This is a genomic window from Chitinophaga caseinilytica (assembly GCF_038396765.1).
Lineage (GTDB): Bacteria > Bacteroidota > Bacteroidia > Chitinophagales > Chitinophagaceae > Chitinophaga > Chitinophaga caseinilytica.
Window position 1 is genome coordinate 5,481,112 of sequence record NZ_CP150096.1, and the last position, 25,359, is coordinate 5,506,470.

Consider the following 25,359-nt stretch of genomic DNA (forward strand, 5'->3'; position numbering starts at 1 on the left):
GCATGAAAAAGCCGTACCTCCCAGCGTGCATTCTTCATGGTTATACGCTGCGTGGTACGGCCCGGGCTCATGACATCAGATGCTAGCGCTGGCCGCCGCCTCCGCGGGGTCCGCCCCCACGCTGGCGCATGGCTTCCTGCTGCTCTTTGTACTTTTTGAATTGCTCTTCGGAAAGAATGGCCTTCACTTTTTCGTCGCGGTCATTGTTCAGCTTCATGAATGCGTCGCGGTCGGGGCGGTTGCCAGAAGCTTGCGCGTCTTCGCGCATTTTCTGCATTTCCTTGTAGCTGCGGGTGAACACGGTGTCGAGTTTAACGACCTGGTCTTGCGAGAGTTTCAGTTCGGTGGTGAGTCTTTCGAGGGTGGCTTTCACGCGTTCTTCAACGGTGCGGCGCTGGCCTCCGCCGCCTTGCTGGGCGTAGGCTCCCAGGCCCATCGTGAGTACGAGGGCCACTGTCAACAGAAATCTTTGTTTCATGTGGTGCGTATTTGAGGGTTTCGTGTTTAGCGGTCGGGCGCGGGCTGCCGGCGGGCGCTATCGTCTTTCGGGGGGCCTTTGCGCCAGGGGCCGTTCATCTTCTTCAGCACCAGCTGCACAACGGAATCGAACCGTGGCTGCTGCTCGGGCGTGCAAAGGGCGCGCACCTGCTGGAAGTGCCGGAATGTCTGGAGATCTATCTGTTTTTGCCGCGCCGCGATCGTATCCGCCATCGCATTCACGACGGAGTCGGGTACGGACGACAGGCTCAGCAGTTTATAAAATTCGTCTTTGGCGTTCCGCATGCCGGTGAACGAGGGCTTCATCCGGTCCCAATGCTGCTCTTTTAGCTGGCGGTACGATTCGAGCTGATCCTTGCTGAACCCTACTTCCTTTTCCAGTAGCTGCATGACCTCGCCGCGGGAAGGATGGTTCCCCCTGCCGGGAGGTTCGGGTTTCTTCAGTACGATGAAAAACACCAGGAACAGGTTCGTCAGCAGCAACAGGATCACCAGTACGCTTAAAACTTTATGCTTAGCGAAGGTTTCCCTCATTGCGGATCATTTTTTTCAATATCATAAAAAGTGTTGATTCCCAAGGCATATTCGTCTGCAAACGCCTGCTGCAGCGAGGCCTGCTCCGTGCGTTCGGCAGGCTTCCATTGCATGAAGGCCAGCGTCCCGTTCAGCCCCAAAATCAGCGCGATGGCGGTAATCGCGATGGCCGGGCGGGAAATGACGGCGATAATACGCTCCCAGGCGTCTGCCGGCTGTACACGCTGCATTCTTGCCCTGAGACGGGTAAAAAAGAACTGATCCGGCTGCGCGCGCTCCGTACCGTCGAGGCTGGAGAGCGTCCGTTCAATTTCCTGTTCTATGTCTCTTCGCTTGTTCATGATCGCTTATTTTAGTTAGACGACGTTTCTTTAAAAACCTTTCATGTTATTCCCCTTCCCGGTAATATTTTTCCAATTGTTGCCGCAAATTCTGCCGCGCCCGGTGCAGGAGCCCTTCCACGGCCGACACGCTCGCGTCCATCACACCGGCTATCTCCTTGCTGCTCAGGCCTTCCAGCTTGTGGAGCACGAAAGCCGCCTTCTGACTGTCGGGCAGCCGGCCGATGGCTTTAAAAAGGAGCTGCGAGCGTTCCTTATTGGCCAGTTCCACGCCGGGATGGTGAAAATCGGGCGGATCTACCAGCAATTCCTGGTTCTCCCCGAAAATGCTCATCACTTTCCCCCACCGCTTCTTCCGCGTTTTTTTGCGGAGGAAGTCCAGGCACTTGGTGACCGTGATCCGGTACAGCCAGGTGGATATTTTTGCTTCGCCCTTGAACGAACCGATAGACTCATACGCCTGCATGAACACCTCCTGCGATACGTCTTCCGCGTCGGCCGTGTTTTGCAGCATGCCGAGCGCGGTGTTGTACACCATGCCCTGCCACTGCTCCACCAGCTCCTTGAAAGCCACTTCGCTCCCCTGCTTCAAATTTGCGATGTTGTCCGTCAATTGGCGGTATTATAGTTTGGTTAAATCGGAACTACGGAATATGGAATAGGTTAAAAGTCGCCGCCGGGCCTGCCTCTCATGCCTCCGCCGCCGGGAGGACCGTATTCGCCGGGCCCGCGCTCGAACCTGCGGCGCTCTCCGCCTTCAGGCTGCTTCGCCTTACCGAAATTCCGCAGCCGGTAAGTAAATGTAAGCATAAAATATTGGGTGAGCACCTGGTTCTGGGAGTCGATCGTCTCTAAACCATTGATACTGCGGTTGATGCTCCGGTTCTGTTTCAGCAGGTCGAACACCGAAGCCCGCAGTTCCCCGCGCTGGTTTTTGAGGAATTTCTTGCCTACGCTGGCGTTCCAGAGCCAGAAACGCTGATCGAACCCTTCGCCCAGGCCTTTCGTAAAGGTGTGGTTGATCTCGTTCTGCAACACCCATCCGGATTTGCTGAGCAGGTTCACGGACGCGCGTGCGTTGTGGGTGGAATAGTTCGCATTGGCCGTAGGTTCAATGGTATTCTTGATGACGTTGAACACCGCGTCGTAAGACACCGTGAAATCAATGTACTCGCTGATATTGCTGCTCACCACGGCGCCCAGGTTGTAGTTGTAATTGTGCGTAAAGCCTTTCACCTGGTTCGTGATGCCGGGGGTTTTCGTATAACCGCCACCCACGTTCATGTTGAAGTTGGATTTGATGAACTTCAGGGGAACGCCGTAAGTAAAGAACGAATTCGCGCTGAAATACCCGTCCATATTCTCGGCTTTAGACAGGCGGCCGCCACGCTTCAGTGTATCCGTCGGCGTGAGGAGCGAATCCGCCCGCGTTGCCGTATAGATCGCATTGGCGATGTAATCCTGGCGGGTATTTACGAACACGTTGGCGAAGAAGTTGTTCCCGTTTTTCGTATTGGTATAGTTGTACCGGCCGGCCAGCTGGTGCCCGTACATCTGCTTGAGGTCCGGGTTACCGATAGACACGTTCGTGAGGCCGGAATAGATGTATACGTCCTGCAGCTGGTCGATATTCGGCTGTTGGGTAGACGAGCGGTAGAACAGCCTGATCCGCCCGTATTCGCCCGCTTTGGCCTGCAACATGAGGTTGGGCAATACGTTGGCGAAATGCTGTTTCACGGCTGCCGTTGTGGGATAGGTGCGCTCGCTTTGCATTTCGGCGTACTGGTAATTGGCGCCCACGCTCAGCATGCGGTCGCGGTTACCGATGCGGTAACTGAGGCCGGCGGATTGGGTGTTGTACTGGTTGTTGAACATGTTCGACTGTGTGGGGTCGAGGATGGTGTAGTCCTTACCCGTATAATCGAACTGGTATGCCCTGCGGTCGGCGTCGTTGTGCGACCAGCTGGGGTTGTAGCTCAGCTGCAACTGTCCCATTTTACCTACAGGCTCGGTGTAGGACACGTTCATGTTGAGCGATTTACCGCTGGAAAGCGGGCGTACGCGCTGGCGCAGGGAGTCGTTGTTCGAGGGGTCCTGCGGGTAGTCGAGATCGCTGTTCGTGAAGTTGGTGCCGCGGCGGTTGTTGGTACTGCCGCCTATGCCGAAACTGATGGTCCTGCCGCGTTTCGCGAAAGCATGGCGGTAGGTCAGGTTGCCGTTGAAGTTATATCCGGAGTTGGTATTGTCGGTATTGCGGAGGTTGGTGCTCAGCAGTTTCTCCTGGAATTTCGTGAGGCCGAAGTTGTTGGACCAGGAATCGTTGTTCTGGAAACTCACGCTGGGCGTGAAGATGATGGAGTTGTTGGAGTCGATGTTATACTCCAGCCGCATATTTACCCGGTGGTTATAGTTGCGGCTCCCTGTGTACGCGGTGTCATTTTCTTCCTGTATGCCTTCGGGCAGCTGGGTGCGCGAGCGGGTGATTTCCAGGTTGCTGCTATTGCTGTTATTGAAGAAGTAGCTGGCGTTGAAATTGACTTTCTTGCCCCATTGGTCGTTGTAGTTGATCCCGATGGAGTTGGTCTTGTTCAGGCCGTTTTGTCCGCCCACGAGGAAATTGCTTCCCCCGCCGCCGAAACCTCCGCCACCACGGCCGCCGCCGCCACCGCGACCGCCCCTTCCTCCTCCGCCGCCACGGCCGCCGCCGGCGTTCTGCACGCCCAGGAGGTCTTGCGAGGAGAAGTTCTGCTGGTTCACGTTATTGGTCATCCCGATGATGGAGATGCGTTTGTTTTCCTTGAAAAGGTTCACGTTGCCGCCGGCGGAATACCGGCCTTCGGTGCCGTATCCGGCGAAAAGCTTACCGAACTGGCCCTGGCGCATTTCGGCGCGGGTCACGATGTTGATGGCTTTGGAGGTGTTGCCGTCGTCGAACCCGGTGAACCGGGCCTGGTCGCTCATCCGGTCGAACACTTCTATTTTGGAGATGACTTCCGCGGGGAGGTTCCGGAGCGCCAGGGTGGCGTCTTCCCCGAAAAATTCCTTCCCGTCTACCGTCACTTTTTTCACTTCTTCGCCGCCGGCTTTCACGGTACCGTTTTCCACGGTGATGCCGGGCATTTTGCGGATGAGGTCTTCACCGCTTGCGTCGGGGTTTACTTTATAGGCATCGGCATTATACTGGAGTGTGTCTCCCTTCATTTGCGAAGGGGGTACCTGGCCTTTGATGACTACTTCCTGCAGTTCGCGGGAAGATTTGGGGAGGAAGATGGTCCCAAGGTCCTGCGTTTCCGCCTGCAGCAGGATAGCCCGTTGCAGTTCGCCGTAGCCTACGTACGAGATGGTCAGCAGGTAAGGCTTTTGCGAAAGGCCGGTGATTTCGAAGGCGCCCGTGGGGCCGGTCAGCGCCTGTTTGCGGAAGTTCGCGTCTTCCGGGCTGCTCACCCTTATGGTGGCGTTTTTCAGCACGGTACTATCGCTCTTATCTTTCAACACACCTTTCAGTACCAGGGTCTGCGCTTTTGTTAACTGTGCGCAGGTCAGCATTATTAATGTAAAGATCAGTGCATGCCGCATAATTCGGTGGTTATTCTGCAATGTTGGACGCCAATCCGGCCCAAAACATCTGCCGCTCATCACAAAAAAACGGGGCGCCAACCTGTTGGCGCCCCGTTCCGGGTAATATCATATCAGTCATTATTTCGCGTCGCGGACGTATCGATCGAGCCATTGCGTTTGTTCCCAAAGCATATGCAGGATGTTTTCGCGGGCGGAATAGCCGTGGCTTTCGTAAGGCAGTTGCACAAAGCGCACCGTTCCCCCGTGCCCTTTCACCGCGTTGTACAGCCGTTCGCTCTGGATGGGGAAAGTACCGGGATTATTGTCCATTTCGCCATGAATGAGCAGCAGCGGCGTTTTGATCGAGCTGGCGAAGCTGAAGGGGCTCATATTGTAATACACTTCCGGCGCCTCCCAGTACGTGCGCTCCTCCGCCTGGAAGCCGAACGGCGTCAGCGTACGGTTGTAGGCCCCGCTCCGCGCGATCCCCGCCTTGAACAACTTCGTGTGCGCGAGGAGGTTAGCTGTCATGAATGCGCCGTAGCTATGCCCGCCCACGGCCACACGGTTGCTATCTCCCACCCCCATTTTCGACAGCGCCTGGATCGCCGCGTGGGCATTGAGGTACAGCTGCGGGATGAAATTATCGTTGGGCTCCCTGTTGCCTTCGCCTACGATGGGCATTTCGGCATTGTCGAGGATGGCGTAGCCCTGGGTGACCCAAAAGAGCGGGCCGCCATAGCCTACACGGGTGAAGGTATACTTCGAGCCCCGCACCTGTGCTGCATCTGCGGCAGATTTGTACTCCCGCGGGTATGCCCAGATGAACACGGGCAGCCGGCCGTCTTTCCCCGGATCGTAACCTTTGGGCAGGTAAAGATCGCCGGTGAGCTGGATGCCGTCGGCACGTTTATAGGTGATCTTTTGTTTGGAGACGCCTTCCATGGCTTTGTAGGGATTCTCGAAGCTGGTCACTTTCGTGCCAACGAGCGAGCGTTTGCGGAGGTCACGGATGTAATAATTGGGCACTTCGGTATTGCTTTCGCGGGAAGTGAGCACCACCAGTTTCTCCGGATCGATCACTTCCACCACGCTTTCGAAGAACGGGGCCTGGCAGCGCCAGAGGATGTTCTTTTTGCCGGTTTTCAGGTCGAGGGTTTGTACCAACGGCATATCGCCCTCCGGCGAGGAGCCCTGCGAGCGGAACGTCAATTCGTTTTTCCGGCCGGTAAAAAGTACGGGGCGGTTGAATGCGTTGCGGGTGGTGAAAGGCGTGCCCAGATCGCTGTAAGCATCGTTGCTGCTGCGTTCGTAGAGCGAATCGAGGCGGCCGGCCTGCTGATTGAGGATGCTGATGCGCTCCTTCCGGTCGGCGAACATGGATTCGTAGACGAGCGCCAATTCCTGCGTTCCCCAGATCACGTCTTCGAAACGGCGGCGGGTGCGGAACAGTTCTTTGGGCGCGTCGGCCGACGTTACGTCCTGCACATACAGCGCATCGCGGAATTCGGCTTTCTGTTTACCGAGGCCGCCGTCGAGGGCTTTTACGAACGTGACGGTATGCGCTTCATCGTCTTTCCAGCCGAAATCGCGCGGGGTGGTCACAACATCGTCGAACCCGATGGGCGCGCCTTCGGAGGAGGGGTTCTTTACCAGTGTCTTCACCAGTTTGCCGGTTTTGCCATACACTTCCCAAACATGCGGGAATCCGTAAGCGGGCACCAGGTAGCTGAAAGGCTTTTCGATGCGGCGGGTGAGCAGGAACTGCTTATCGGGCGATACGTTCACCGAGGCGTAAATCCCCGGCTCGCCGACCGGCGTTTCCTTTTTACCGGTAACCAATACGATCTGTGAAGTGGCCATGTATGCGAAAAGCGCTTCGTCGTAGGGCGTTTTGATGAGGTCCTGATAAGTGCGGGACGCGGCGCTGCGGCCCTTGCTTTCCTGCACTACCGGGCCGGTTGGCGCTGCGGGCGCTTTCGGCAGGGCGCCCCGGCCCGCGGGAACCGCCCGGTACACGAGCGTTTCATTGCCCAACCAGGCGTAAGGATTGCCCATGGTGGCGTTCAGGGGTTGCTGATTGACCTGCACGGCCTGCTTTGCGTCTATGTCGAAAACATACAGGTCGATGCGCTCCGCGCCCGATTGCAGGAAAGCCACCTGCCGGCCATCGGGGCTCCAGGATACACCGGAGATGCGCGCCGGCTCGGGGATGCCTTTAATATCGAATTCGGTATTGCTTTTCAGGTGCTTCAACCGGAGGCTGGCATTGCTCACCCCACGGCTCTGGCCGAAGTTGCGCGGATTAAGCCGCAGGCCTGCGATGCGCAGTTCCGGTTCGGCCAGCTCTTCCACAGACGGGAACGGGTTGCGCTGGGCCAGGAGCATCCATTCGCCGGTTTTGGAAATAGATACGGTGGGCGTAGGCTTGGCCAGCAGCAATTCCTCGATCACGGCAGGCGGGCGCTGATAGGTGCCGTTATCCTGCGCGAAAGCGGTGCTTCCGGCCAGGAGGGCCACCAGGAATATGGATTTTCTCATAGCGGTTCAGATGATAAGTTGGGAACAATATAGGGAAAGCGCTCAAACCGTCATAGGGGTATTACATGGGCGTTATCAGCTTTCATCCCCGCTTTTACGGAGCGCCGGTGCTCGAGCCCGAAGCCGACGAGCGCGTCCACGAGCGGCCAGAGGTGCCGTGCGTGCGGGGTGAGGGAATAGGTGACGGTGACCGGCCGGGTGGGGTTTACCTGGCGGTTTACGAGGAGATGCGCTTCGAGGGATTTCAGATCGCTGGCGAGCACTTTCGGCCAGATGCCGGGCAGCCGGGTTTCGAGATCGGAGAAGCGGAGATCTCCGTTTTGCAAGGCGCATAAGATGAAAATGCGCCATTTGCCGCCCAGCGCCTGGATGGTGTCTTGCAGCGCCAGCCTGCGTTCGCGGCAATTGCGCTCCGCTGTTCCTGTGATCGTTGACATATCCTAAATATACGCATTACCGCGATGGAACGAACTTCCCTGCAGGTAACCCACAGCCGGCGTACCTCCATCCCACCCCATCTTTGCCAGACAAAATATCCAATGCTATGAAAGCTATCGTTCAAACGGGTACCGGCGGACCGGAAGTGCTCTCCCTCCGCGACATGCCCCTACCGCAGCCCAAATCCGGCGAATTGCTCGTGAAAGTTTCCGCCATTGCCGTCAACCACGCCAACAAGCTCCTGCGCAACGGCGTCTTCCCCGCTCCCTCGCCGTTCCCGCATGTCATGCTTGGCGAAGTGGAAGGATACATTGTGGCGGTGGGCCCCGACGTAGAAACGTTCCGCCCCGGCCAGCGCGTAACGGGCGTTTCGATGGAGGGCTTCGCGGAATATGCCGTGGTACATGCATCCCAGGCATACCTGCTGCCGGAAGGGCTTGCTGTGGCGGAGGGGCTGTTGTCCGGCGGGTTCACTGCGCACCATTTGCTGGACCAGGCGCCGGAGCCTATTCATTCCGTACTGATCACCGGTGCCGCGGGCGTTATCGGTTCATTCGCCGTACAGCTGGCGCAACTGCGGGGCGTTCCGGTTATCGGGGCGGTGGCCGGCGGAGCGGAAAAACTGGATTATCTGCGGGACATGGGCGCCACCGTGGCCGTATCCCACCAAACCGAAAATTGGCTGCAAACGCTGCAAAGCGCCGCCCCGGAAGGCTATTCCCTCCTGCTCGAGGCCGGCGGCGGCCCCATTGCCACGCAGTTGCTGCCGTTACTGGCGCCTGGCGGCACGGCGGTTTTATACGGCAACATGTCTGCCCAACCGGTGGAAACCGACGGCAACCTGCTGGCATTCCGATCGCTGAAGATCTTTGGCGCATCGGTGTTCGCGGCCGCAGCGGCCGACAAGCAGCGCTGGCACGAAGAAATGGTGGAAGCAGTGATAAACGGCAAATTGTGCATCCCATCCACCGGGTATGAATTCGAAGATTACGCCGCCGCTTTCGCCGCGCTGGAAAGCAGGCAGGTACCGGGAAGGATCGTTTTGCGGATGGAATAACTGGATCGTACAAAGTCTGTTATGTGCCGTAATGCAGGATGGCAGCGGGGAGGATCCTTTTGCGGATGAGCATCGAAGAAGCGGCACGGATTACAATTGAAAACAGGGCTACCCGTAACGTTCGATCCGCTAAAATGCAGCAAGAATACGGGTTACACCAGGTCTTCTTCCCGGATAAGATTATGCTTCAGCGCATACATCACCACGCCCGCCGTATTGCGGACGTTCATCTTTTCGAGGATGCGGGTGCGGTACCCTTCTACCGTGCGCTTGCTGAGGAAAATGCGGTCGCCGATCTGCTGGGCCGTTTGTTGCAGACAGATAAGTTTGATGATCTCCTGCTCGCGGTCGGTGAAGGTGACCGCTTCCTTTTGCCGGTAGGGATTGAATTTGCTCCGGGCGATCATCCCGGCGAGTTTCGCGGAAGTACTTTTGCAATAGTAAGTATGGTCTTCATACACATGCTCGATGGCTTCGAGGATTTCCTGTTTGTCGGCGTTCTTCAACAGGTACCCTTTCGCGCCCGCCTCCAGCATTTCCACGATCAAACCTTCTTCATCGAACATCGACAGGGCGATCACCCTGATGCCGGGCAATTCCTGCACCAGCTGGCGCGTGGCGGCGATCCCGTCCATTTTCGGCATTTTGATATCCGTCATCACCACATCCGGCTTTTCGCGGTGCACCAGATCGAGCAGCTCGCGCCCGTCGGCCGCGCGGCCCACGAGGGTGATGTGCTCCTGGCGCGACAGCATCAGGGCCAGCCCGTCCAGGAAAATTTCATGATCGTCGGCAACGGCGAGGCGGATATCGTACTTCATTGAAATTGAGGTTACACGCCGCAGGTTGATACGGCATGTCTCAAATATACCCAAATAAATCAAGTACGGGGGATGCGGATGTAGTAGCGGGTACCTTCGCCCACGGCGGAACGGATGTGGATGGAGCCTTTCAGGATGTCGGTCCGCGTTTCGAGGCTCTTGAGGCCCAGGCCGCGCGAGTGTTCCCGCGCTTTTTCCACGCTGAAGCCTTGCCCGTTGTCTTGCACGAGCAGCAGCAATTCGTTTGCCTCCTGCCGGAAGCCGATATCGAGCCGGGAGGCGTTGGCGTGCTTCAGCGTATTGTGGATGATTTCCTGGAGGATGCGGTACAGGTGGATATCTTGCTCGGGATGCGGATTTACATCATTCATCGTGTACACGCTTACTTCCAGCTGCTCTTCGCGCCCGAGGTGCCGCACGAAGTCGCGGACGGCTTCTATGAGCCCTTTGCGCTCCAGGGCGATGGGCAGCAGGTCGTACGAAATCTGCCGCATGCTGGAGATGATCTCATCGATATGTTTGGCGGACTGCTGGATGACTTTCCGGTCTTCCGCATCGGGCACTTCCACGCTGCTGATCTTGAGTTTTACGGAGCTGAGGAGCGGCCCCAGGCTGTCGTGCAGATCGCCGGCAATGCGTTTCCTTTCGTTTTCCAGCAACCTCACTTCCGCCGTGATCCTTTCGCGCTGCATACGCACATAGCGGCGGTGATAGCGGATGATGGACGTGATGAAAAACGCGATGATCACCCCCAGCAATGAGGAAAGAAATACGGTAATGTAAAAAATCCTTTCTTCCATAAGCGGCCGGTCAGGCTTTGAATCTGCGGGAAAAATAGTAATCGTCCCTGACGGGAATGAAGTACACGGCGATCGCGTAAATGAGGTTCACGAAGGCGTTGGTAAATGAAAAGATATTGAAAATCCGCCATTCCACGACCGCATTTTTCGGATCGATGAGCATCGTGCCTTCGGTGATGAGGCTGTAAATGCTGATGATCATCAGCCCCAGGCAAATGAGGAACTGCGCGTTACGGAACAGGTGGCCGCTGAATGATGCGATGAGGGCGTTGATCTCGTTGATGCAGAGGAATACCACGATGAGGCTGTTGAGGAATACCGTGGCGGAACAGAAATTGGTTTCCAGCCGTCCGTAAGCGATGTTTTCGATCACCCAGGCAATGAAACTGACCGCTGCCAGCATGATGAGCAGGGCCTTCCGCCGGCGGAGGAATCCCCAGGCATGGAACTGCCACAGGATCACGCCGAATTCCAGCAAGGTGTAAATGTTGCTGATGGCGGTGTTTTCGCGGGTGAGGCGCAGGCTGATCTCGCTGGCCACCTCCGTGGTAAACGCCAGCAATAACAGCACCATGAAGGGAAAGTAGCTGGTACGGACCTTATGGATCCGTACCAGCGCCACCACCAGCGGGATGGCAATCGTAAAGCTTAAGAGCGCCGAAGCGAGGTAGGTCATGTATTACAGGATGAAATTTTCAGGCTCAGGGGTACAGGTCGCTTCCGGAGGGGCAAATCGAAGGGCAGCGGTGCCCTTTCTCGGCGGCCTCATCTTCTACCGGCGGCAGCGCGTAGGCAGCGGAAATACCGGGGATCCAGGCGGTGGCGGGCTTTTCGTTAACGATGCGGCCCCGCATGTCGTTGCCTTTTTCGTCAACCGGTACCATCACGAAACAAACTTCCTTCTTTTCATTCAGCCCCAGGTAGATACGGATACCTTCGGCACCCTTGGCGTCGAGCAGGGCGGCGAAGATGTCGCGGTTGAACATTTCAGCAGCGGGCAGGTTGAAATTGCGGTCGAGATACCCGGAGTCCTGCAACTGGCGCTGGAGCTCCGCTTTGGCCCCGCGGTACGATTTAACATACTCGATGGCCGAGGTAAAAGGGATCACATGCTCCTTTGCGGCCTCGCGGTTGTAAGGGATTTCATCGACCGGGCCATGACGGAAGAACCATGCCCAGATCAGCAGGACCAGCAGGACCAGAACAAGGAACCATGGCAAAAAGGATGTTCTTTTCATAACAATTGTTGGTTTGATGTGATAGGATGCAAATTAATACAGGGGCGGAACGGCTGGCACCGTACATCTTCCCGAAATAGTCGCGTATAAATACGGTAGGTAATTACCGGAATGAACATGGGGCGGGGTAAAAGTGTTTAACAAGATAGCTTTTTTCCATAATATTATACGATGGACAAGTTAGACGCCTATATCGCCCAATCGGCCCCTTTCGCCCAACCCATTCTCCGGCATATCCGGGAAATGGTGCATGAGGCCTGTCCGCACGTGGAAGAAACCCTCAAATGGGGCATGCCCTATTTCATGACCCATGGAGATAACCTCTGCCACATGGCCGCCTTCCGGCAGCATTGCGCCCTGGGGTTCTGGAAAGCCGCCGTCATGCAGGATCCGAAAGGCATTCTCACGCTCATGGAGAAAGCCGCCATGGGGCATCTGGGGAAGATCGCGTCGCTCAAAGACCTCCCGGCCGACAAAACCCTCATCGCATACATCCGCGAAGCCGACCGCCTGAACCGCGAGGGCATCAAACTGCCCGCCAGGCCCGTTTCGGAGAAAACCGAACTGGAAGTGCCCGCCGCACTGGCCGCCGCGCTGAAAAAGAACAAACCGGCCGAAAAGCAATTCCAGGCCTTCAGCTATTCCCACCGGAAAGAATACATCGAATGGATCAACGAAGCGAAAACCGACCCCACGCGCGATAAACGCATCGCACAGGCCGTGGAATGGATGGCCGAAGGGAAAGGCCGCAACTGGAAATACGCGAAAAAATAAGCCGCCGTAAAATAAAAAAGCCGGGGACCCGCCGCAACAGGTCCCCGGCTTTTTCATTATCCTACTTCAGACCGCCAGCAGCGCATGGAGCTCCCGGCTACGGGGCTCGGTCAGGAACTGGCCGTGGTAACTGCTTGTGACCGTGGCACAACCGGTATGGTTCACCCCGCGCGACGCCACGCACAAATGCTCCGCCTTGATGATCACCGCCACATCGGCTATGCCCATCACCTTTTTCAGGTATTCCGCGATCTGAATCGTCAGCCTTTCCTGCACCTGCGGCCGTTTCGCAAAGTAATGCGTGATCCTGTTCAGTTTCGACAGCCCGATCACTTTCCCCTGCGAAACATACGCCACATGCACCTTTCCGATGATGGGCACAAAATGGTGCTCGCAATAGGAATACAGCGGGATGTCCCTTTCCAGCACGATCTCGTTGTACCGGAAATTGTTTTCGAACAGAGTGACGGCCGGCTCGCTGGCAGGGTCGAGCCCTGAAAACGCTTCGTTCACAAACATTTTTGCAACCCGTGCGGGCGTGTCTTTCAGGCTGTCGTCTTCCAGATCGAGCCCCAGCGCCAGCATGATTTCGCGGAAATGGTGCCGTATCGTTTCGATCTTTTCCGCTTTGGTTAGTTCTTTCCTGCCGCGCGCCAGCACGGAAGCGATGGATTCCTCTGTCTGCATGCTTATTGCGCGTTTGAAGGTTGCATTTTTGACAATTGCGCCAACGTCCAGGCGCCGATGGCCATCACGATATCGCGCACGGCCACATCGAAGTAATGCCCGCTCACCACGAGCTGCGCGGCGATGCAAAGCAGCCAGGCCATCACGACGTATGCGCCTGCGCGCGGTTTCGCCAGCACCAGGATGCCCGCGATGATCTCGATGATCCCCACCGCTTTCATGAACATCGCGGGGTCGAAAGGGATCAGCCGCGCGTTGGTGCCGAGATAATCGGACCATTGCGCGAGGAGATTGGTAAATTTGTCGAGCCCCGCTACGATGGGTACAAGACCGTAAGTAAGGCGTAAAGTAGCCTGGAGTTGCCGGATCGTGGCCATGTTGTTAAGATTTTGATATAACCGTTAGATCGGTGAGCCCGGGAAAGGTTACAGAAATTTAGGGAATTTTGTAACCTCATCCCCCAAAATCCATCCAATAGTCAAACAGTTCCATCTTTTGTCATGACAGTTACCACTTCCATCCTACCCGCACCCATAGAAGACGCCCCGATCATTGAACGGATCTTAGCGGGGGAAAAGCGGCTTTTCGAACTGCTGGTCCGCAAATACAACCAGCGGCTGTACCGGATCGGCATGTCGGTGCTCGACGATGAAGCCGAAGCGCAGGACGCGATGCAGACGGCTTACATCAAGGCATACGAGCACCTTTCCGGCTTCGAAAACCGGTCGCAATTCAGCACCTGGCTCACGCGCATCATGCTGAACCAATGCCTGGAACAAAAACGGAAAGCCGGTTACCGGCTCACGGGAATGGAACACCCCCTCAATCCAATACACATGAAAACGCCAGCGAACGAATTGGCTAACAAGGAATTGAACGCGATACTGGAAAGGGCCATCGCACAGCTCCCGGAAAAGTACCGGCTGGTGTTTATGCTGCGCGAAATTGAAGACCTGTCTGTCCGGGAAACGGCCGAAACGCTGACCATCGGGGAAACGAACGTGAAAGTGCGGCTCAACCGGGCGAAAACGATGCTCCGCCGCAGCCTGGAGGGATATATGAAAGACCACGTGTACACCTTTCATTTGTCGAAATGCGATACCGTGGTCTTTCATGTAATGCAACAACTGGGTATTGCGAATAGCTGAATTTACATCAGTCCACCCATGATCGGGTCGCTGATGGTGGATTTACCGGTCTCGAGGTGCCCGGCGAAGCGGTATTCCGCCGCCGTACCGTTTACCGACACGGTTACATCGTACCAGCCCTGGGCTTTGAGCAAGGGCATTACCAATGTAGTGCGGCTGCCGGGTTTCACGGTGATCACTTTTTTATCTGCCTGTCCGTAGGCGTCTTTCATCTGCAGTTTCACGTCTTTCTTACCGGCATTGTGCCAGCTGAAAAACAGCTCGTTTCCTTTAGACGGTTGCTGTTCGAAAGTGAACCCATGCGGCAGTTTGCCCGCCTGCCCGCGGAATCCGCGCAGGAAACCGTTGGGGCCGTACACGGTAATATCGATATCGCCGCCGGGGAACAGGTCTCCTTTCCAGACGTCTTCCACTTTACCGCCCGGCGTTACGGCATAAGAGCGGTTGTACATATCTTTTCCGTAAACATTGAACGCGCCGCCGGCCGATTTTTTACCGAACCTTTTGTTGCCGGCTTCGAGCGCGAGTTGAACGGAACCGTCGGCCGAAGGGACCAGTTTCGCATATAGCTCGTACGGGATCGCGCAGGCGGGGCGTGTCCCTTTTTCCTGCAGCGGCAAATGTTTCTGCGGATCTTTCACCTCACCCTTCAACACTGTAAAATTAGCCGGCGCGGCTTTGAATTTCGCGTTGTGGATGGTTTCGACGAAAGCTTCCCGCTCGATGGATTTTGGTGCGGGGATTTTTTCGCCGTTGTAAGGACGGAACACGGAAGTGAGGTCCCCACACACCGCGCGCCGCCAGTTGGTAATGTTTTCGCAGGTCATAGGCTTTTTATGCCGGTGCTCCAGCCACTTTTCGAGGAACTGGATGTTGGAGGTATGGTCGAACACCTGTGAATTCACGAATCCGCCTCTCGACCAGGGCGAAGCGATCACGAGCGGAACGCGGTATCCCAGGCCGATGGAGCATTCGCGGATATCGTCGGGCCAGTTGCGCTGTGCGGCGCGGCTCACCCATTCGTGCGAGGTATCAATACCCGCCGAGGTTTTCCCGGTTTCCGGCCGCGAAGGATCGGGCGCCGTGAAGGGAGGAACGTGGTCGAAATAACCGTCGTTTTCGTCGTACGTCAGCACGAAAATGGTTTTCTTCCAGACTTCGGGATTGCTGGTGAGGATGTCCATCACTTCAGACAGGTACCAGGCGCCATACCAGGGCGCGCCGGGGTGGTCGGAGAAGTTTTCCGGCGCAACTATCCACGATACGGCGGGCAGCTGGCCGCTCTTCACGTCTTGCCGGAACTGGTGGAGCACATCACCTTTGGGCAACTGCATTTTCCGTTCCGTTTCCCCGTCTTTGTACTGCAAATCGGACAGCTGGTGGTAATCCGGATCGCCGACGTTGGTGGTGAATGCTTTTTTATGCAGTTGCTGCTCCCTTTCCGGCAATGCGCTGAAAGGCGTGGCGGCTACTTTATCGAGGATGGTTTTTATTTTTTCCTGTTGGTTGCGGGCGCTTTTGATGCGTTTCTCGAGGTTCGCGCGGTCTTTGGAATCGGCGGCCAGTGCTGCCAGCTGTTTTTCCATATCGGAAATTTTGCCGGGCAGTTCGTCCGCTACTTTTCGGATATAGCGCAGGTGCGGTTCATGGTAATGCACATGGTATTGGCTGAACCATTCGATGGGATTGTCGGTGAAATTGGAGAGCCAGGCATCGCCTTCGCCTTCCAGGCCTACGCCTACGCTGATTTCGTTCTGGTATATTTTCCAGGGAATGCCGTTTTCTTCCAGCACTTCGGGGTAAGTTTTCCAGTGGGCTTCTTCGCCGTAGTCGACGTCGGAGTTCCAGACGTTGGCTTTGGCGTCTCCGCTCATTTTTTCGCGGATGGTGCCGGTCCAGAGGTAGAGGCGGTTGGGCGTGGTGCCGGTGAGGGAGGAGCAGAAATGCTGGTCGCACACGGTGAAAGCGTCTGCCAGGGCGTAATAGAAGGGAATGTCTTCGCGGTTATAGTAGCCCATTGTCATGGGGACTTTCCCGTATTCCCTGTTGCCGGAGCGTTTTACGGGTACCCAGCGGTCGTATTTGCCGCCGTTGCGGGCGTCTACCTGGTCGCTCCAGCCGTGCGGCAGGGCGCTCATCCAGGTGGCTTTGGTGTCTTTAATGTCCATCCGGAACGGGGGCACGAGGTTTCCGTCTTTATCCGGCTGGAAGAGGACGTTGGTGCCGTTGGGGGTTTTCACGGCCCGGGGGTCGTTGAAACCGCGAACGCCTTTGAGGGTGCCGAAGCAGTGATCGAAGGAGCGGTTTTCCTGCATGAGGAAAACGACGTGCTCTGCGTCCAGGAAAGTGCTGCCGGGTGCGGGATCGATGGCCATTGCCCGCTGGATGGTTTCGGGAAGGATGTTGGCCAACCCGCCCGCTCCGCTGAGCAGTGCGGCCTTCCTGAGAAATTCTCTTCTTGAGTCCATAAGGATTGTTCTAAGGTTTAATGCCGATGCGCCAAAATAGGAATATTTCCCGTCCGGCAAAGTCAAATTAATATGAATGGCGATGCACAGGAAGGACACAGGAATTGCCATTTCCCCCCAAAAAACGTATTTCTTTCACCCCCTTTCGTGAAAAAGTGATCTAATCAGCACAGCATCGTACGCATGGAAGCAAAACCCAATCCCATACAAATCGGCAGCGTCACCTTCGAGCACCACTTTGTTCGTTGGGGAAACTATTCGCTCGACAGTAACGGTATCCTGTATGTCAGCGTGCGCACGTTTCCGTTCGGCAAAATTTTCGGGGCGATCGGATATGCCACCACTTACATCCATTATGATATCGGGTTAACCTGGGTGCCGGGCGCTACCCCGATGGAAAATACCATCATCAGCCTCTGCGTATGCTGCAAAACGATGATATGCTTTTTTATAGGCAAATATGTGAAACGGTGGATCACCCATGTGGTGATCGTTACGGTTGCCGGAAACCGGATCAGGCTGCCGACCGAAACACGGAAAACCAGCATGGAGATCTATGACAGGGTCCGCAACATCATCGCAGACAATAAAAAACGGGCCGGGGCCGATCGCCGGATATACATCAACAGCCAGCATATCGAATCCTGCAACATTTCTCATTAAAACCCCATATCGCACATGGACCGGATGTATGTACACAGCACCCATTACGAAAACAACATCATAGTGACTCACCATGCCCCCGCAACGCCGCCTCCTGCACGGCCAGGGGCTGCCTTCTGGGATATCGTCCTGAAAATATTATCGGCCCTCAATCCGTTGCAGTTGCTGAAGATGTTCTTCATCCCTTAAATCCGACGGGCATCCTCCGTTTTATCGTACCTTTGCCCGACATCAAAAAATATCCGGATATGGGCATAGCAGACAAACTCTTCAACATGAAAAACGAAAAATCAGCCGCCAACCTGAAGGCCGGGCAGGACTTTCTTGCCGCCAACAAGGAAAAGCCCGGTATCACGGCGCTTCCCAGCGGTTTACAATACGAAATCCTTACGGAAGGCTCCGGCCCCAAACCTTCGGCTACCAGCAAAGTGACCTGCCATTACCACGGCACCCTCATCGACGGTACCGTGTTCGACAGCTCGGTACAACGCGGCCAGCCGGCCACGTTCCCCCTAAACATGGTGATCAAAGGCTGGACGGAAGGCCTCCAGCTCATGCCCCAGGGCAGCAAATGGCGCTTCTTCATCCCGGCAGACCTCGCTTACGGCGACCGCCAGGTGAGCGCGCAGATCGGTGCCAACAGCACGCTGATCTTCGATGTGGAGCTGCTCGGTATCAGCTAAGCCATTCGAAAATCCGCCTGGCATGCCCAGGCGGATTTCTTTATTCATTCCATACCAACTCCCTCCCCTATGAACCGCAACACGCTTTCGTTCCTGCTCTCCCTTTTTGCGCCCGTCGTTTTCGGCACCCTCATGCTTTACATTTTCGAAGCATTCGACGGTTGGCACCTGTCGGATGTGATGAGCATCGCATTCCTGTTTTTCGTTCCTTTTGCCATGGGCGTGCTCAACACCTGGCTGGCCAGCTACGCGCAATCGCAGCGGCGCGATGTTTCCATCTGTCTCCCCTGGGCTTCCATGGCCCTTTTCCTCTTGATTTCCATGGGGCTGGGAATGGAAGGATGGGCTTGCTGGGTGATGATTTTTCCACTGTTCATGGTGGCCGGTACGCTGGGCGGCCTCACGGGCCGCTGGATGCGCCGCCGGCAAAAGCACGGCAAAACATACGTTTCCGTCCTGCTGCTCCTCCCCTTGTTCATCAGCCCCGTCGAGCAATGGATGGGTAAAATTCCCGGCCGGTACAAAGCCTATACGTATATCGACATCCAGGCGCCTAAAAACCGCATCTGGCCCCTGGTGACGCGCGTTTCCAACATCAGCGCCGAAGAGAACAGGGCCGGCATCACGCGCTGGCTGCTATTCCCGCAACCGGTAAGGGCAGAACTGGATAAAGAAGGGACGGGCGGTTTCCGGAAGGCGATTTTTACGGGAGGACTGGTGTTCGACGAAACCGTGGAGGCTTACCGGCACGAGGAATTCATGCGGTTCACGATAAAAGCCAACCCGTACGACATTCCCTCCACTACCATGGACGAGCACATCGTCATCGGCGGCCAATTCTTCGACGTGCTCAACGGCACCTACGAACTGGAGCAATTGAACGAATCCACCTGCCGGCTACATTTATACAGCCACTTCAAACTGTCGACCACGTTTAACTGGTACGCCAGCATTTGGGCAGGCTGGATCATGGAAGACATTCAGGACAACATCCTCCAGGTGATCCGCCGGAGGGCGGAAGGGCGTTAGGGTTTCGTCATGGCGAAGTTGGGGATCACGATGCCGTTGCGGACGGGAAACCGCGCTTCCGTGACCGAGAATCCGTGTTTTTCGAAGAATGGCCGGGCCGTCCGGCTGACATGGGCGGTTACCGGGCCGGTGGTTTGGGACAGCAGCCGGTGCAGCAACCTGGCGGCAACGCCCATCCCCTGAAAATCTTTCCCTGCATACATCATTTCAATATGCGAAGGCCGCTCCAGCGCCGCGAACCCGGCCAGCCGGCCATCGCCCGCCACGGCAACGATCAGTTCCGTGGTGTCCAGCAGCTTTTGCCAACGTGCGGGATCATCGGCGCTGGAAGCCCATGCCTGCAACTGGCTGGCGTCGTAGTCGCCGGCGCAAACCTGCATGACCGTCGACCTGAAAAGCGACCTTATTCCAGGAAGATCCGCATCCACGGCGGGCCGCAACATAATATCCGGGGTATTTCCCATACTGCGCGAAGATACGTCAACCGGCAAACATCCTCCCACGCAGACCGATGGAACGTTTATATTTGCGCATGACCCCGCTCATCCTACAATTAAGGCAGGAACTCCAGGCGGCCGGCACCCCGGCCGGGCAGGACTCCGCGCGCAGGTTTTTCAAGGAAGACATTCAAACGCACGGCGTGAAATCCGCTACGGTAAAGGCGATCGCCAGGCCGTACATGAAGGCGCTCCGGTCCGAAACGAAGGAAACGGTATTTTCGATTTGCGAAGATTTGTGGAAAGACGGGATGATGGAGGAAACCCTCATCGCCTGCGACCTTTCCTGGTCGCGGCGGAAGGAATTTGTGCCGGCCGACCTCCAACTGTTCGAAAAATGGCTGCACACCTACGTGACCAACTGGGCCGCCTGCGATACGTTCTGCAACCATACGGTGGGGGAATTCCTCATCCGGTATCCGGACCGGTTGCCGGTGCTGGAAAAATGGGCGAAATCGAAAAACCGGTGGGTGCGCCGGGGAGCGGCCGTATCGCTGATCGTTCCGGCCAGGAAGGGATGGATGCTGGAGGAATCGCTTCGCATCGCCACCCTGCTGCTGCACGATGAAGACGACATGGTGCGCAAAGGATACGGATGGCTGCTGAAATCGGCCGCGGAAAAGCATGAGGACGCGGTTTTCCGGTTCGTGATGCGCCACAAAACCGACATGCCCCGCACGGCGCTGCGATACGCCATCGAGAAAATGCCCGCCGACCGGAAAGCCCGGGCGATGGAGAAATGATCAGGCGCCAAAGAGCATATCGTACCGGTGCATCCCTTCCCCATAGCCGTTCTCCGTATATTTCACCACGGCGAAGCCATATTTTTCGAAGAAAGGGCGCGAATGCTGCGTGGTATCCAGTTTGATGCTGCAGGTGGTGCAATTGCGGCGGATGTAATCGATCCGGTAGAGGAGGAACTTCCGGCCGATGCCCTGCCGGTGCAGCCGGTTATCGACCATCCCCCACACCATGCCGGCGATATTGTTCCCCAATTCCATGAAAACGCCGCCACAGGCCACCAGCAGGTCGTCTTCCTCCACTACGAAATACGCCTCCACGCCATCCGGTTTGAAGGGAATCCCTTTTTCGTAGTTCTTCAGCCAACTGGAATAATCGTCCAGCTCTTCGGGCAGGAAAAACTTCGGCATATTGCTTTTGAAGGCGGCGATGCAGGCATCGAAATCGGAGGGCTCGTAGGGGCGGATGGTCATGTCTTTCAGCTTTGTTAAAAAACGAATGTCCTTAAAAAACGCGACATTCCCATGGCGGGCAAGCCTGTTTCCCGGCGGGATAAAAAATTTTTATTTCCGGTTGGCAGCGATATTTTTACCCTATCAAACAAGGTCTATGAAATATGTCCTGCTGGCCGTCGCCATCGTTTCCGAAGTGATCGCTACTTCCGCGCTGAAAGCGTCTGAAGGCTTTTCCAGAACCGGGCCTTCGCTGATCGTCATCGCGGGGTACGGCATTGCGTTCTATTGCCTGAGCCTGACGCTGAAGTCCATCCCCGTGGGCATCGCCTATGCGATCTGGTCGGGCCTGGGCATCGTACTGGTATCTGCCGCAGGCTGGATTTTGTATAAGCAGAAGCTGGATGCGGGCGCTATTATCGGGATGCTGCTGATCGTGGCCGGGGTGATCGTCGTGAACGTATTTTCGAAGAGCACGGAGCATTAAAGCCACCGTTCGTCGATAATTCGGGTTGTCCGTCGATCCGGAAGCCGTATATTGGGTACCGTGCGCCGCGGCTGTTATCAAGTGCGCTAAGTTTGTACCATGAAATCAGCATCTTCCTACCTGAAAAACGGGCGGTTTTTAACGCATCTCCTCTTCTGGGCTTTCGCGTTTTTGCTGCTTACCTATATCTACAGCACTGCTTTCGGCAGTTACCGGCTGGGCACGGTAGTGGTGCTTATGCTGCTGCCCGTTCATATGCTTTACTATTACCTCCTCATCCACCAGGTGCTTCCCAGCTTTTTCAAGGGGCGGTATCTGCGGACGGTTATTGCCGGCCTGGCGGTGATGGTTTTGATGGCCGTTTTGTACCGGCTGGCGGAGATTTTTGTCACCGATCCCTACATCTACGATTTTTACATCCGGGACGATCCGGATTTTACCTGGGGCAAGCTGGCCAAATCGCGGTGGCAGCAGTTCGTCAGCCCCGGGGATTTCGTGAACGCCGTGGAAAGAAGCAACGTGGTGGTCTGGATCGGCCTCACGTCGAAGCTGTTCATGATGTGGCACGAACGGAAAAACGCCATCCTGCAGGCGGAGCTCAGTTCCCTGAAAGGGCAGCTCCATCCCCATTTCCTGTTCAATTCCCTCAACAATATTTACGCCCTTTCGCTGGACAATGCGCCGCAAACGCCGGGCGTGGTGCTGGGGCTGTCGAACATCCTCCGGTATGTGATTTATGAATGCGCGGCCGACCGGGTTTCGCTGGAGCGCGACATCGAGATCATGAACGACTATATCCGGCTGGAGCAGTTGCGGTACGAAGACCGGCTGGACCTGAACGTGCGCATCGAAGGCGAGCCGCCCGGCCGGTACCGGATCGCACCGCTGCTGATGCTCCCCTTGCTGGAAAACGCTTTCAAACACGGTGTCGGCGAAACGGTCGAAGGCGCCTGGATCAATATGGAACTGCTGGTGCGCGACGGCGCCCTGCACCTGAAGATCAGCAACAGCAAGCCCGAACAGCCCGTGCCGGGCAGAACGGAGCAAAGCGGCGGGATCGGCCTGTCGAACGTAAAAAACCGCCTGCGGCTGCTGTACCCGGAAGCGCATTCGCTGGCCTGGTACGACGAAGAAGAATGCTTCATCATCGAATTAATGGTTAAATTATCCGCCCATGACGCAGCCTGATACGCAAATACGGACCCTGATCGTGGACGACGAGCCCCACGCCCTGCAGATCATCCGGAAATACGCCGCGAACGTCCCGGAACTGGAAGTGATCGGCACCTGCAGCAACGCCATGCAGGCAGCGCAGGTACTGCGGCAGCAGGCGGTAGACCTGCTTTTCATCGATATCAAAATGCCCGGCCTGCTGGGCACCGACCTCGTCAGAAGCCTGAAAAACCCGCCCAAGATCGTGTTCACCACCGCTTACCATGAGTACGCGGTAGAAGGGTTCAACCTCGATGCGGTAGATTATCTCGTAAAACCCATCCCGCTGAACCGGTTCCTGCGGGCGGTAGACAAAGTGATGCACGCCCTCCGGGGAGACCGTGCCCCCGCCGTATACGCCCAGCCCCGGGAAACGCCCGTTCAGCCGGCCGCGCGGCATTACCTGTACCTGCGGATCGACCGGCAATCGATCAAAGTCGATACCGCAGACATCCACTGGATCGAAAGCGTGCGGGATTACATCCGGGTGGTGACGAAAGATAAAACCTACATGACCAAACAGAAGATCAGCGTAGCCGAAAAACTCCTGCCCATGGGGCGCTTCCTGCGCGTACACCGGTCTTTCATCATCCCGGTAGACAGTGTGGAAGGATACAATCCCAATTACGTGATCGTTGCCGGCAAGAAGGTACCCATCGGCCGCAACTACAAACAGGCCTGCCAGGAGCAGTTCGGCCCCGGCGGGGAAACTGCGGAATAAAGGCATCCATTCGTCGAACATCCATCTACCAACCCCTCCTTCCGGCGACCAAACCCCGCGCCGGTCGATCTTAGTTGCACCCGCCCCGGATATGTCCGAACCTTGCATTCCCAAAAACAGGAATTCAATATGGAATTAACAGCTACGTCCGGCTTCCGGCGCTACCAGGGAGGCTTTTACAGGACGCTCATCCACCCCGAACAAACGAACGGCGACATCGCGCTGCTGGAATTTACCTTGCCCGCCGGCGGTGAGCCGCCATTACACGTGCATTATGAGGAAGACGAAAGCTTCGTTGTCCTGGAAGGCCGCATCCGCCTGCAGGTCGGCGATGTGATCACCGAGCTTGGCCCCGGGGATGCCGCTTTCGCCCCGAGAAAAACCCCTCACGCGTTCAACATCCTCACGCCTGCGGCTAAACTCCTCAATCTGATCACGCCCGGCAAGCTGAGCGGGTTCTTCGAGGAATTCAGCACGCCACTGGAAGGCGAGCCTGCCATCGCACCGCCACAGGCGCCCGACATGGAAGCCATCGGGAAGATGCTGCAGACCATCACCCAACGATACAACGTACATTTTCTGGAAACCAAATAAAAAAAATCATTCGCGCAATGAAACGCCATCACTATCTCTTCTCCGCCATGCTTCTCGTATTGGCGGCCTGTTCCAACAAAGACAAAGGCATCGCTCCCAGCTTCAAGGTAGATGAAAATGCTTCGGTGATCACTTGGATCGGCAAAGCCCCTACCCATTTCCATAAAGGCAGCTTCAAGGTGACTGGCAGCCTGCTCACCAATGGAAACGACCGGGTTACGGGCGGCGATTTTACCATCCCCATCGCCAGTATCGACAACGAAGACCTGTCCGGTCCGCCGAAACTGCAACTGCTCAACCATTTGAAAAGCGATACTTTTTTCAACGTTCCCATGTATCCCGAAGCAAAGTTCCACGTCACGAAAGTGGAAGACTTCAAGGAAGCCTCCGTACCTGGCATCAATGCAAAAATCTCCGGTGAATTCACGATGATCGGGCAAACGCACCCGCTCAGCTTCCCTGCCGCCATCCAGGTTACGAAAGACAAGATCTCCGCGACCGGCAGCCTCAAACTGCCCCGGCTCGACTGGGGGATGAACGCCTACAGCGATCCCACGGGGCCGTTGTACATCCTGCCCGAAATCGAGATTACGATCGATATCAAGGGAACGCCGGCAAAATAACTCCATCTATCCCCAAGAAAGGGAAAACAGGACGTCTCAGCACAACGAGGCGTCCTTTTTCCGTTAGAGGCCACAGTGCCGGCGGCATGCTTCTGTCCCTGAAAAAAATCCTGCCCGTTTGTCCAATCCTGCTTTATCTGCGCATTATTATTTCAAACAGACCAATACATACAAACTATGGCAAACGATCAAACACACAACAAACACCTGGCGCCGGTCCTGATCTGGCTGGCGATATATCCCCTGATCACTTTATTACTGTTCGTTCTGGGCGGGCATATCGAACATTTCCTCCTGCCGCTGAAAACCGGCATTCTTACCATCATAGCCGTGCAGATCGTCTATTACGTCATCCTGCCGTTCTATTACCATGTCATCAATCGTTTCAAAAAATAAATAAAATCAACAATCATGATAACCGTAAAAGTTACTTACACCGTTCAACCGGCATTCGCGCAGCAAAACCTGGAAAACATCCGCCGTTTCATGAAAGATTTCAGGGAGATGGAAGGCTTTCAGTACGCCGTATACACTTCCGCCGACGGCAATACTTTCACTCATATTTCCCATCACAACGATGCGGCGGTCCAGCAGCGGGTACTGGCGGTCCCTTCCTTCCTGGCGTTCCAGCAACAGCGCGACGCCAGCGGACTGACCGGCGAGCCGCAGATCGAAGTGCTGCACCTGGCGGATGTTGTCCGGCCGATCATCTGAACGAAAAAGCGGCGGCCCCGACATTGGGACCGCCGCTTTT

30 protein-coding genes are annotated in these 25,359 nt (G+C 56.1%); 14 read left to right on the plus strand and 16 right to left on the minus strand.

Features of this window, described 5'->3' with window-relative positions; all coding sequences use genetic code 11:
• Window positions 1-82: 82 nt before the first annotated feature.
• The 7 genes from WJU22_RS22585 to WJU22_RS22615 form a co-directional block, all read right to left on the minus strand.
• The gene (locus WJU22_RS22585; protein WP_341840440.1) at window positions 83-478 is read right to left on the minus strand and encodes a hypothetical protein; all 396 of its coding nucleotides are present in this window, start codon (window positions 476-478) and stop codon (window positions 83-85) included.
• A gap of 26 nt (window positions 479-504) precedes the next feature.
• A complete protein-coding gene (locus WJU22_RS22590; RefSeq protein WP_341840441.1) occupies window positions 505-1,032 on the minus strand; it encodes a Spy/CpxP family protein refolding chaperone in 528 nt (175 codons plus the stop codon).
• Complete coding sequence (locus WJU22_RS22595; protein ID WP_341840442.1) at window positions 1,029-1,373, minus strand: hypothetical protein; 345 nt, start codon at window positions 1,371-1,373, stop codon at window positions 1,029-1,031. The genes WJU22_RS22590 and WJU22_RS22595 overlap by 4 nt, the downstream gene beginning before the upstream one ends.
• 46 nt (window positions 1,374-1,419) lie before the next feature.
• Complete coding sequence (locus tag WJU22_RS22600) at window positions 1,420-1,965, minus strand: RNA polymerase sigma factor (protein WP_341840443.1); 546 nt, start codon at window positions 1,963-1,965, stop codon at window positions 1,420-1,422.
• 71 nt (window positions 1,966-2,036) lie between these two features.
• Complete coding sequence (locus WJU22_RS22605) at window positions 2,037-4,949, minus strand: outer membrane beta-barrel protein (RefSeq protein ID WP_341840444.1); 2,913 nt, start codon at window positions 4,947-4,949, stop codon at window positions 2,037-2,039.
• Between the two features lie 120 nt (window positions 4,950-5,069).
• Window positions 5,070-7,472 (minus strand): S9 family peptidase, encoded by a 2,403-nt coding sequence (locus tag WJU22_RS22610; RefSeq protein WP_341840445.1) that lies wholly within the window; start codon window positions 7,470-7,472, stop codon window positions 5,070-5,072.
• Window positions 7,473-7,522: 50 nt separating this feature from the next.
• Window positions 7,523-7,909 (minus strand): helix-turn-helix domain-containing protein, encoded by a 387-nt coding sequence (locus tag WJU22_RS22615; protein WP_341840446.1) that lies wholly within the window; start codon window positions 7,907-7,909, stop codon window positions 7,523-7,525.
• Between the two features lie 107 nt (window positions 7,910-8,016).
• Between WJU22_RS22615 and WJU22_RS22620 the strand changes: the two genes are divergently transcribed.
• Window positions 8,017-8,967: a zinc-binding alcohol dehydrogenase family protein gene (locus WJU22_RS22620; protein WP_341840447.1), complete on the plus strand. Its 951-nt coding sequence runs from the start codon at window positions 8,017-8,019 to the stop codon at window positions 8,965-8,967.
• A 152-nt stretch (window positions 8,968-9,119) separates the two neighbouring features.
• On the opposite strand, the gene WJU22_RS22625 is transcribed toward WJU22_RS22620, so the two are convergent.
• From WJU22_RS22625 to WJU22_RS22640, 4 genes are read right to left on the minus strand one after another with little or no spacing between them, the layout of a single operon-like run.
• Window positions 9,120-9,788, minus strand: a complete 669-nt coding sequence (locus WJU22_RS22625) for a response regulator transcription factor (RefSeq protein ID WP_341840448.1) — start codon at window positions 9,786-9,788, stop codon at window positions 9,120-9,122.
• A 59-nt stretch (window positions 9,789-9,847) separates the two neighbouring features.
• Window positions 9,848-10,588 carry a sensor histidine kinase gene (locus tag WJU22_RS22630; RefSeq protein WP_341840449.1) on the minus strand — a complete coding sequence of 247 codons (741 nt, stop codon included), beginning with the start codon at window positions 10,586-10,588 and terminating at the stop codon, window positions 9,848-9,850.
• A 10-nt stretch (window positions 10,589-10,598) separates the two neighbouring features.
• Window positions 10,599-11,264: a hypothetical protein gene (locus WJU22_RS22635; protein WP_341840450.1), complete on the minus strand. Its 666-nt coding sequence runs from the start codon at window positions 11,262-11,264 to the stop codon at window positions 10,599-10,601.
• A 25-nt stretch (window positions 11,265-11,289) separates the two neighbouring features.
• Window positions 11,290-11,826 carry a hypothetical protein gene (locus WJU22_RS22640; protein ID WP_341840451.1) on the minus strand — a complete coding sequence of 179 codons (537 nt, stop codon included), beginning with the start codon at window positions 11,824-11,826 and terminating at the stop codon, window positions 11,290-11,292.
• Window positions 11,827-11,997: 171 nt separating this feature from the next.
• On the opposite strand from WJU22_RS22640, the gene WJU22_RS22645 reads away from it, so the two are divergent.
• Entirely contained in the window at window positions 11,998-12,600 is a 603-nt protein-coding gene (locus WJU22_RS22645) for a YdeI/OmpD-associated family protein (RefSeq protein ID WP_341840452.1), read from the plus strand.
• Window positions 12,601-12,666: 66 nt separating this feature from the next.
• Here WJU22_RS22645 and folE read toward each other — a convergent pair whose 3' ends face one another.
• Together folE and WJU22_RS22655 are read right to left on the minus strand one after the other, a co-directional pair.
• Window positions 12,667-13,287 (minus strand): GTP cyclohydrolase I FolE, encoded by a 621-nt coding sequence (gene folE, locus WJU22_RS22650; RefSeq protein WP_341840453.1) that lies wholly within the window; start codon window positions 13,285-13,287, stop codon window positions 12,667-12,669.
• Between the two features lie 2 nt (window positions 13,288-13,289).
• The gene (locus WJU22_RS22655; protein WP_341840454.1) at window positions 13,290-13,664 is read right to left on the minus strand and encodes a hypothetical protein; all 375 of its coding nucleotides are present in this window, start codon (window positions 13,662-13,664) and stop codon (window positions 13,290-13,292) included.
• Between the two features lie 123 nt (window positions 13,665-13,787).
• Between WJU22_RS22655 and WJU22_RS22660 the strand changes: the two genes are divergently transcribed.
• Complete coding sequence (locus tag WJU22_RS22660) at window positions 13,788-14,435, plus strand: sigma-70 family RNA polymerase sigma factor (protein WP_341840455.1); 648 nt, start codon at window positions 13,788-13,790, stop codon at window positions 14,433-14,435.
• A gap of 2 nt (window positions 14,436-14,437) precedes the next feature.
• Here WJU22_RS22660 and WJU22_RS22665 read toward each other — a convergent pair whose 3' ends face one another.
• Entirely contained in the window at window positions 14,438-16,903 is a 2,466-nt protein-coding gene (locus WJU22_RS22665; protein ID WP_341840456.1) for a phosphocholine-specific phospholipase C, read from the minus strand.
• 183 nt (window positions 16,904-17,086) lie between these two features.
• Here WJU22_RS22665 and WJU22_RS22670 point away from each other — a divergent pair, with 183 nt between their 5' ends.
• From WJU22_RS22670 to WJU22_RS22680, 3 genes are all read left to right on the plus strand, one after another.
• On the plus strand, window positions 17,087-17,566 hold the full coding sequence (locus WJU22_RS22670; RefSeq protein ID WP_341840457.1) for a hypothetical protein: 480 nt from the start codon (window positions 17,087-17,089) through the stop codon (window positions 17,564-17,566).
• Between the two features lie 248 nt (window positions 17,567-17,814).
• Complete coding sequence (locus tag WJU22_RS22675; protein WP_341840458.1) at window positions 17,815-18,249, plus strand: FKBP-type peptidyl-prolyl cis-trans isomerase; 435 nt, start codon at window positions 17,815-17,817, stop codon at window positions 18,247-18,249.
• Between the two features lie 69 nt (window positions 18,250-18,318).
• Complete coding sequence (locus tag WJU22_RS22680; protein WP_341840459.1) at window positions 18,319-19,278, plus strand: hypothetical protein; 960 nt, start codon at window positions 18,319-18,321, stop codon at window positions 19,276-19,278.
• Here the strand turns inward: WJU22_RS22680 and WJU22_RS22685 are convergent.
• Window positions 19,275-19,742, minus strand: coding sequence for a GNAT family N-acetyltransferase (locus WJU22_RS22685; RefSeq protein WP_341840460.1), 468 nt, complete (start codon window positions 19,740-19,742; stop codon window positions 19,275-19,277). The genes WJU22_RS22680 and WJU22_RS22685 overlap by 4 nt on opposite strands.
• A gap of 68 nt (window positions 19,743-19,810) precedes the next feature.
• On the opposite strand from WJU22_RS22685, the gene WJU22_RS22690 reads away from it, so the two are divergent.
• On the plus strand, window positions 19,811-20,518 hold the full coding sequence (locus tag WJU22_RS22690) for a DNA alkylation repair protein (protein WP_341840461.1): 708 nt from the start codon (window positions 19,811-19,813) through the stop codon (window positions 20,516-20,518).
• Here WJU22_RS22690 and WJU22_RS22695 read toward each other — a convergent pair whose 3' ends face one another.
• Window positions 20,519-20,989, minus strand: a complete 471-nt coding sequence (locus tag WJU22_RS22695) for a GNAT family N-acetyltransferase (RefSeq protein ID WP_341840462.1) — start codon at window positions 20,987-20,989, stop codon at window positions 20,519-20,521. It lies immediately after the preceding gene.
• 136 nt (window positions 20,990-21,125) lie between these two features.
• On the opposite strand from WJU22_RS22695, the gene WJU22_RS22700 reads away from it, so the two are divergent.
• From WJU22_RS22700 to WJU22_RS22730, 7 genes are all read left to right on the plus strand, one after another.
• Window positions 21,126-21,455 carry a DMT family transporter gene (locus WJU22_RS22700; RefSeq protein WP_341840463.1) on the plus strand — a complete coding sequence of 110 codons (330 nt, stop codon included), beginning with the start codon at window positions 21,126-21,128 and terminating at the stop codon, window positions 21,453-21,455.
• A gap of 99 nt (window positions 21,456-21,554) precedes the next feature.
• Entirely contained in the window at window positions 21,555-22,643 is a 1,089-nt protein-coding gene (locus tag WJU22_RS22705; RefSeq protein WP_341840464.1) for a sensor histidine kinase, read from the plus strand.
• The gene (locus WJU22_RS22710; RefSeq protein WP_341840465.1) at window positions 22,630-23,388 is read left to right on the plus strand and encodes a response regulator transcription factor; all 759 of its coding nucleotides are present in this window, start codon (window positions 22,630-22,632) and stop codon (window positions 23,386-23,388) included. Before WJU22_RS22705 ends, WJU22_RS22710 begins: the two co-directional genes overlap by 14 nt.
• A 129-nt stretch (window positions 23,389-23,517) precedes the next feature.
• Complete coding sequence (locus WJU22_RS22715) at window positions 23,518-23,982, plus strand: cupin domain-containing protein (protein WP_341840466.1); 465 nt, start codon at window positions 23,518-23,520, stop codon at window positions 23,980-23,982.
• A gap of 17 nt (window positions 23,983-23,999) precedes the next feature.
• Window positions 24,000-24,605 carry a YceI family protein gene (locus tag WJU22_RS22720; protein ID WP_341840467.1) on the plus strand — a complete coding sequence of 202 codons (606 nt, stop codon included), beginning with the start codon at window positions 24,000-24,002 and terminating at the stop codon, window positions 24,603-24,605.
• A gap of 177 nt (window positions 24,606-24,782) precedes the next feature.
• The gene (locus tag WJU22_RS22725) at window positions 24,783-25,001 is read left to right on the plus strand and encodes a hypothetical protein (protein ID WP_341840468.1); all 219 of its coding nucleotides are present in this window, start codon (window positions 24,783-24,785) and stop codon (window positions 24,999-25,001) included.
• A gap of 15 nt (window positions 25,002-25,016) precedes the next feature.
• Window positions 25,017-25,319 carry an antibiotic biosynthesis monooxygenase gene (locus WJU22_RS22730; RefSeq protein ID WP_341840469.1) on the plus strand — a complete coding sequence of 101 codons (303 nt, stop codon included), beginning with the start codon at window positions 25,017-25,019 and terminating at the stop codon, window positions 25,317-25,319.
• The last annotated feature ends 40 nt before the right edge of the window (window positions 25,320-25,359 follow it).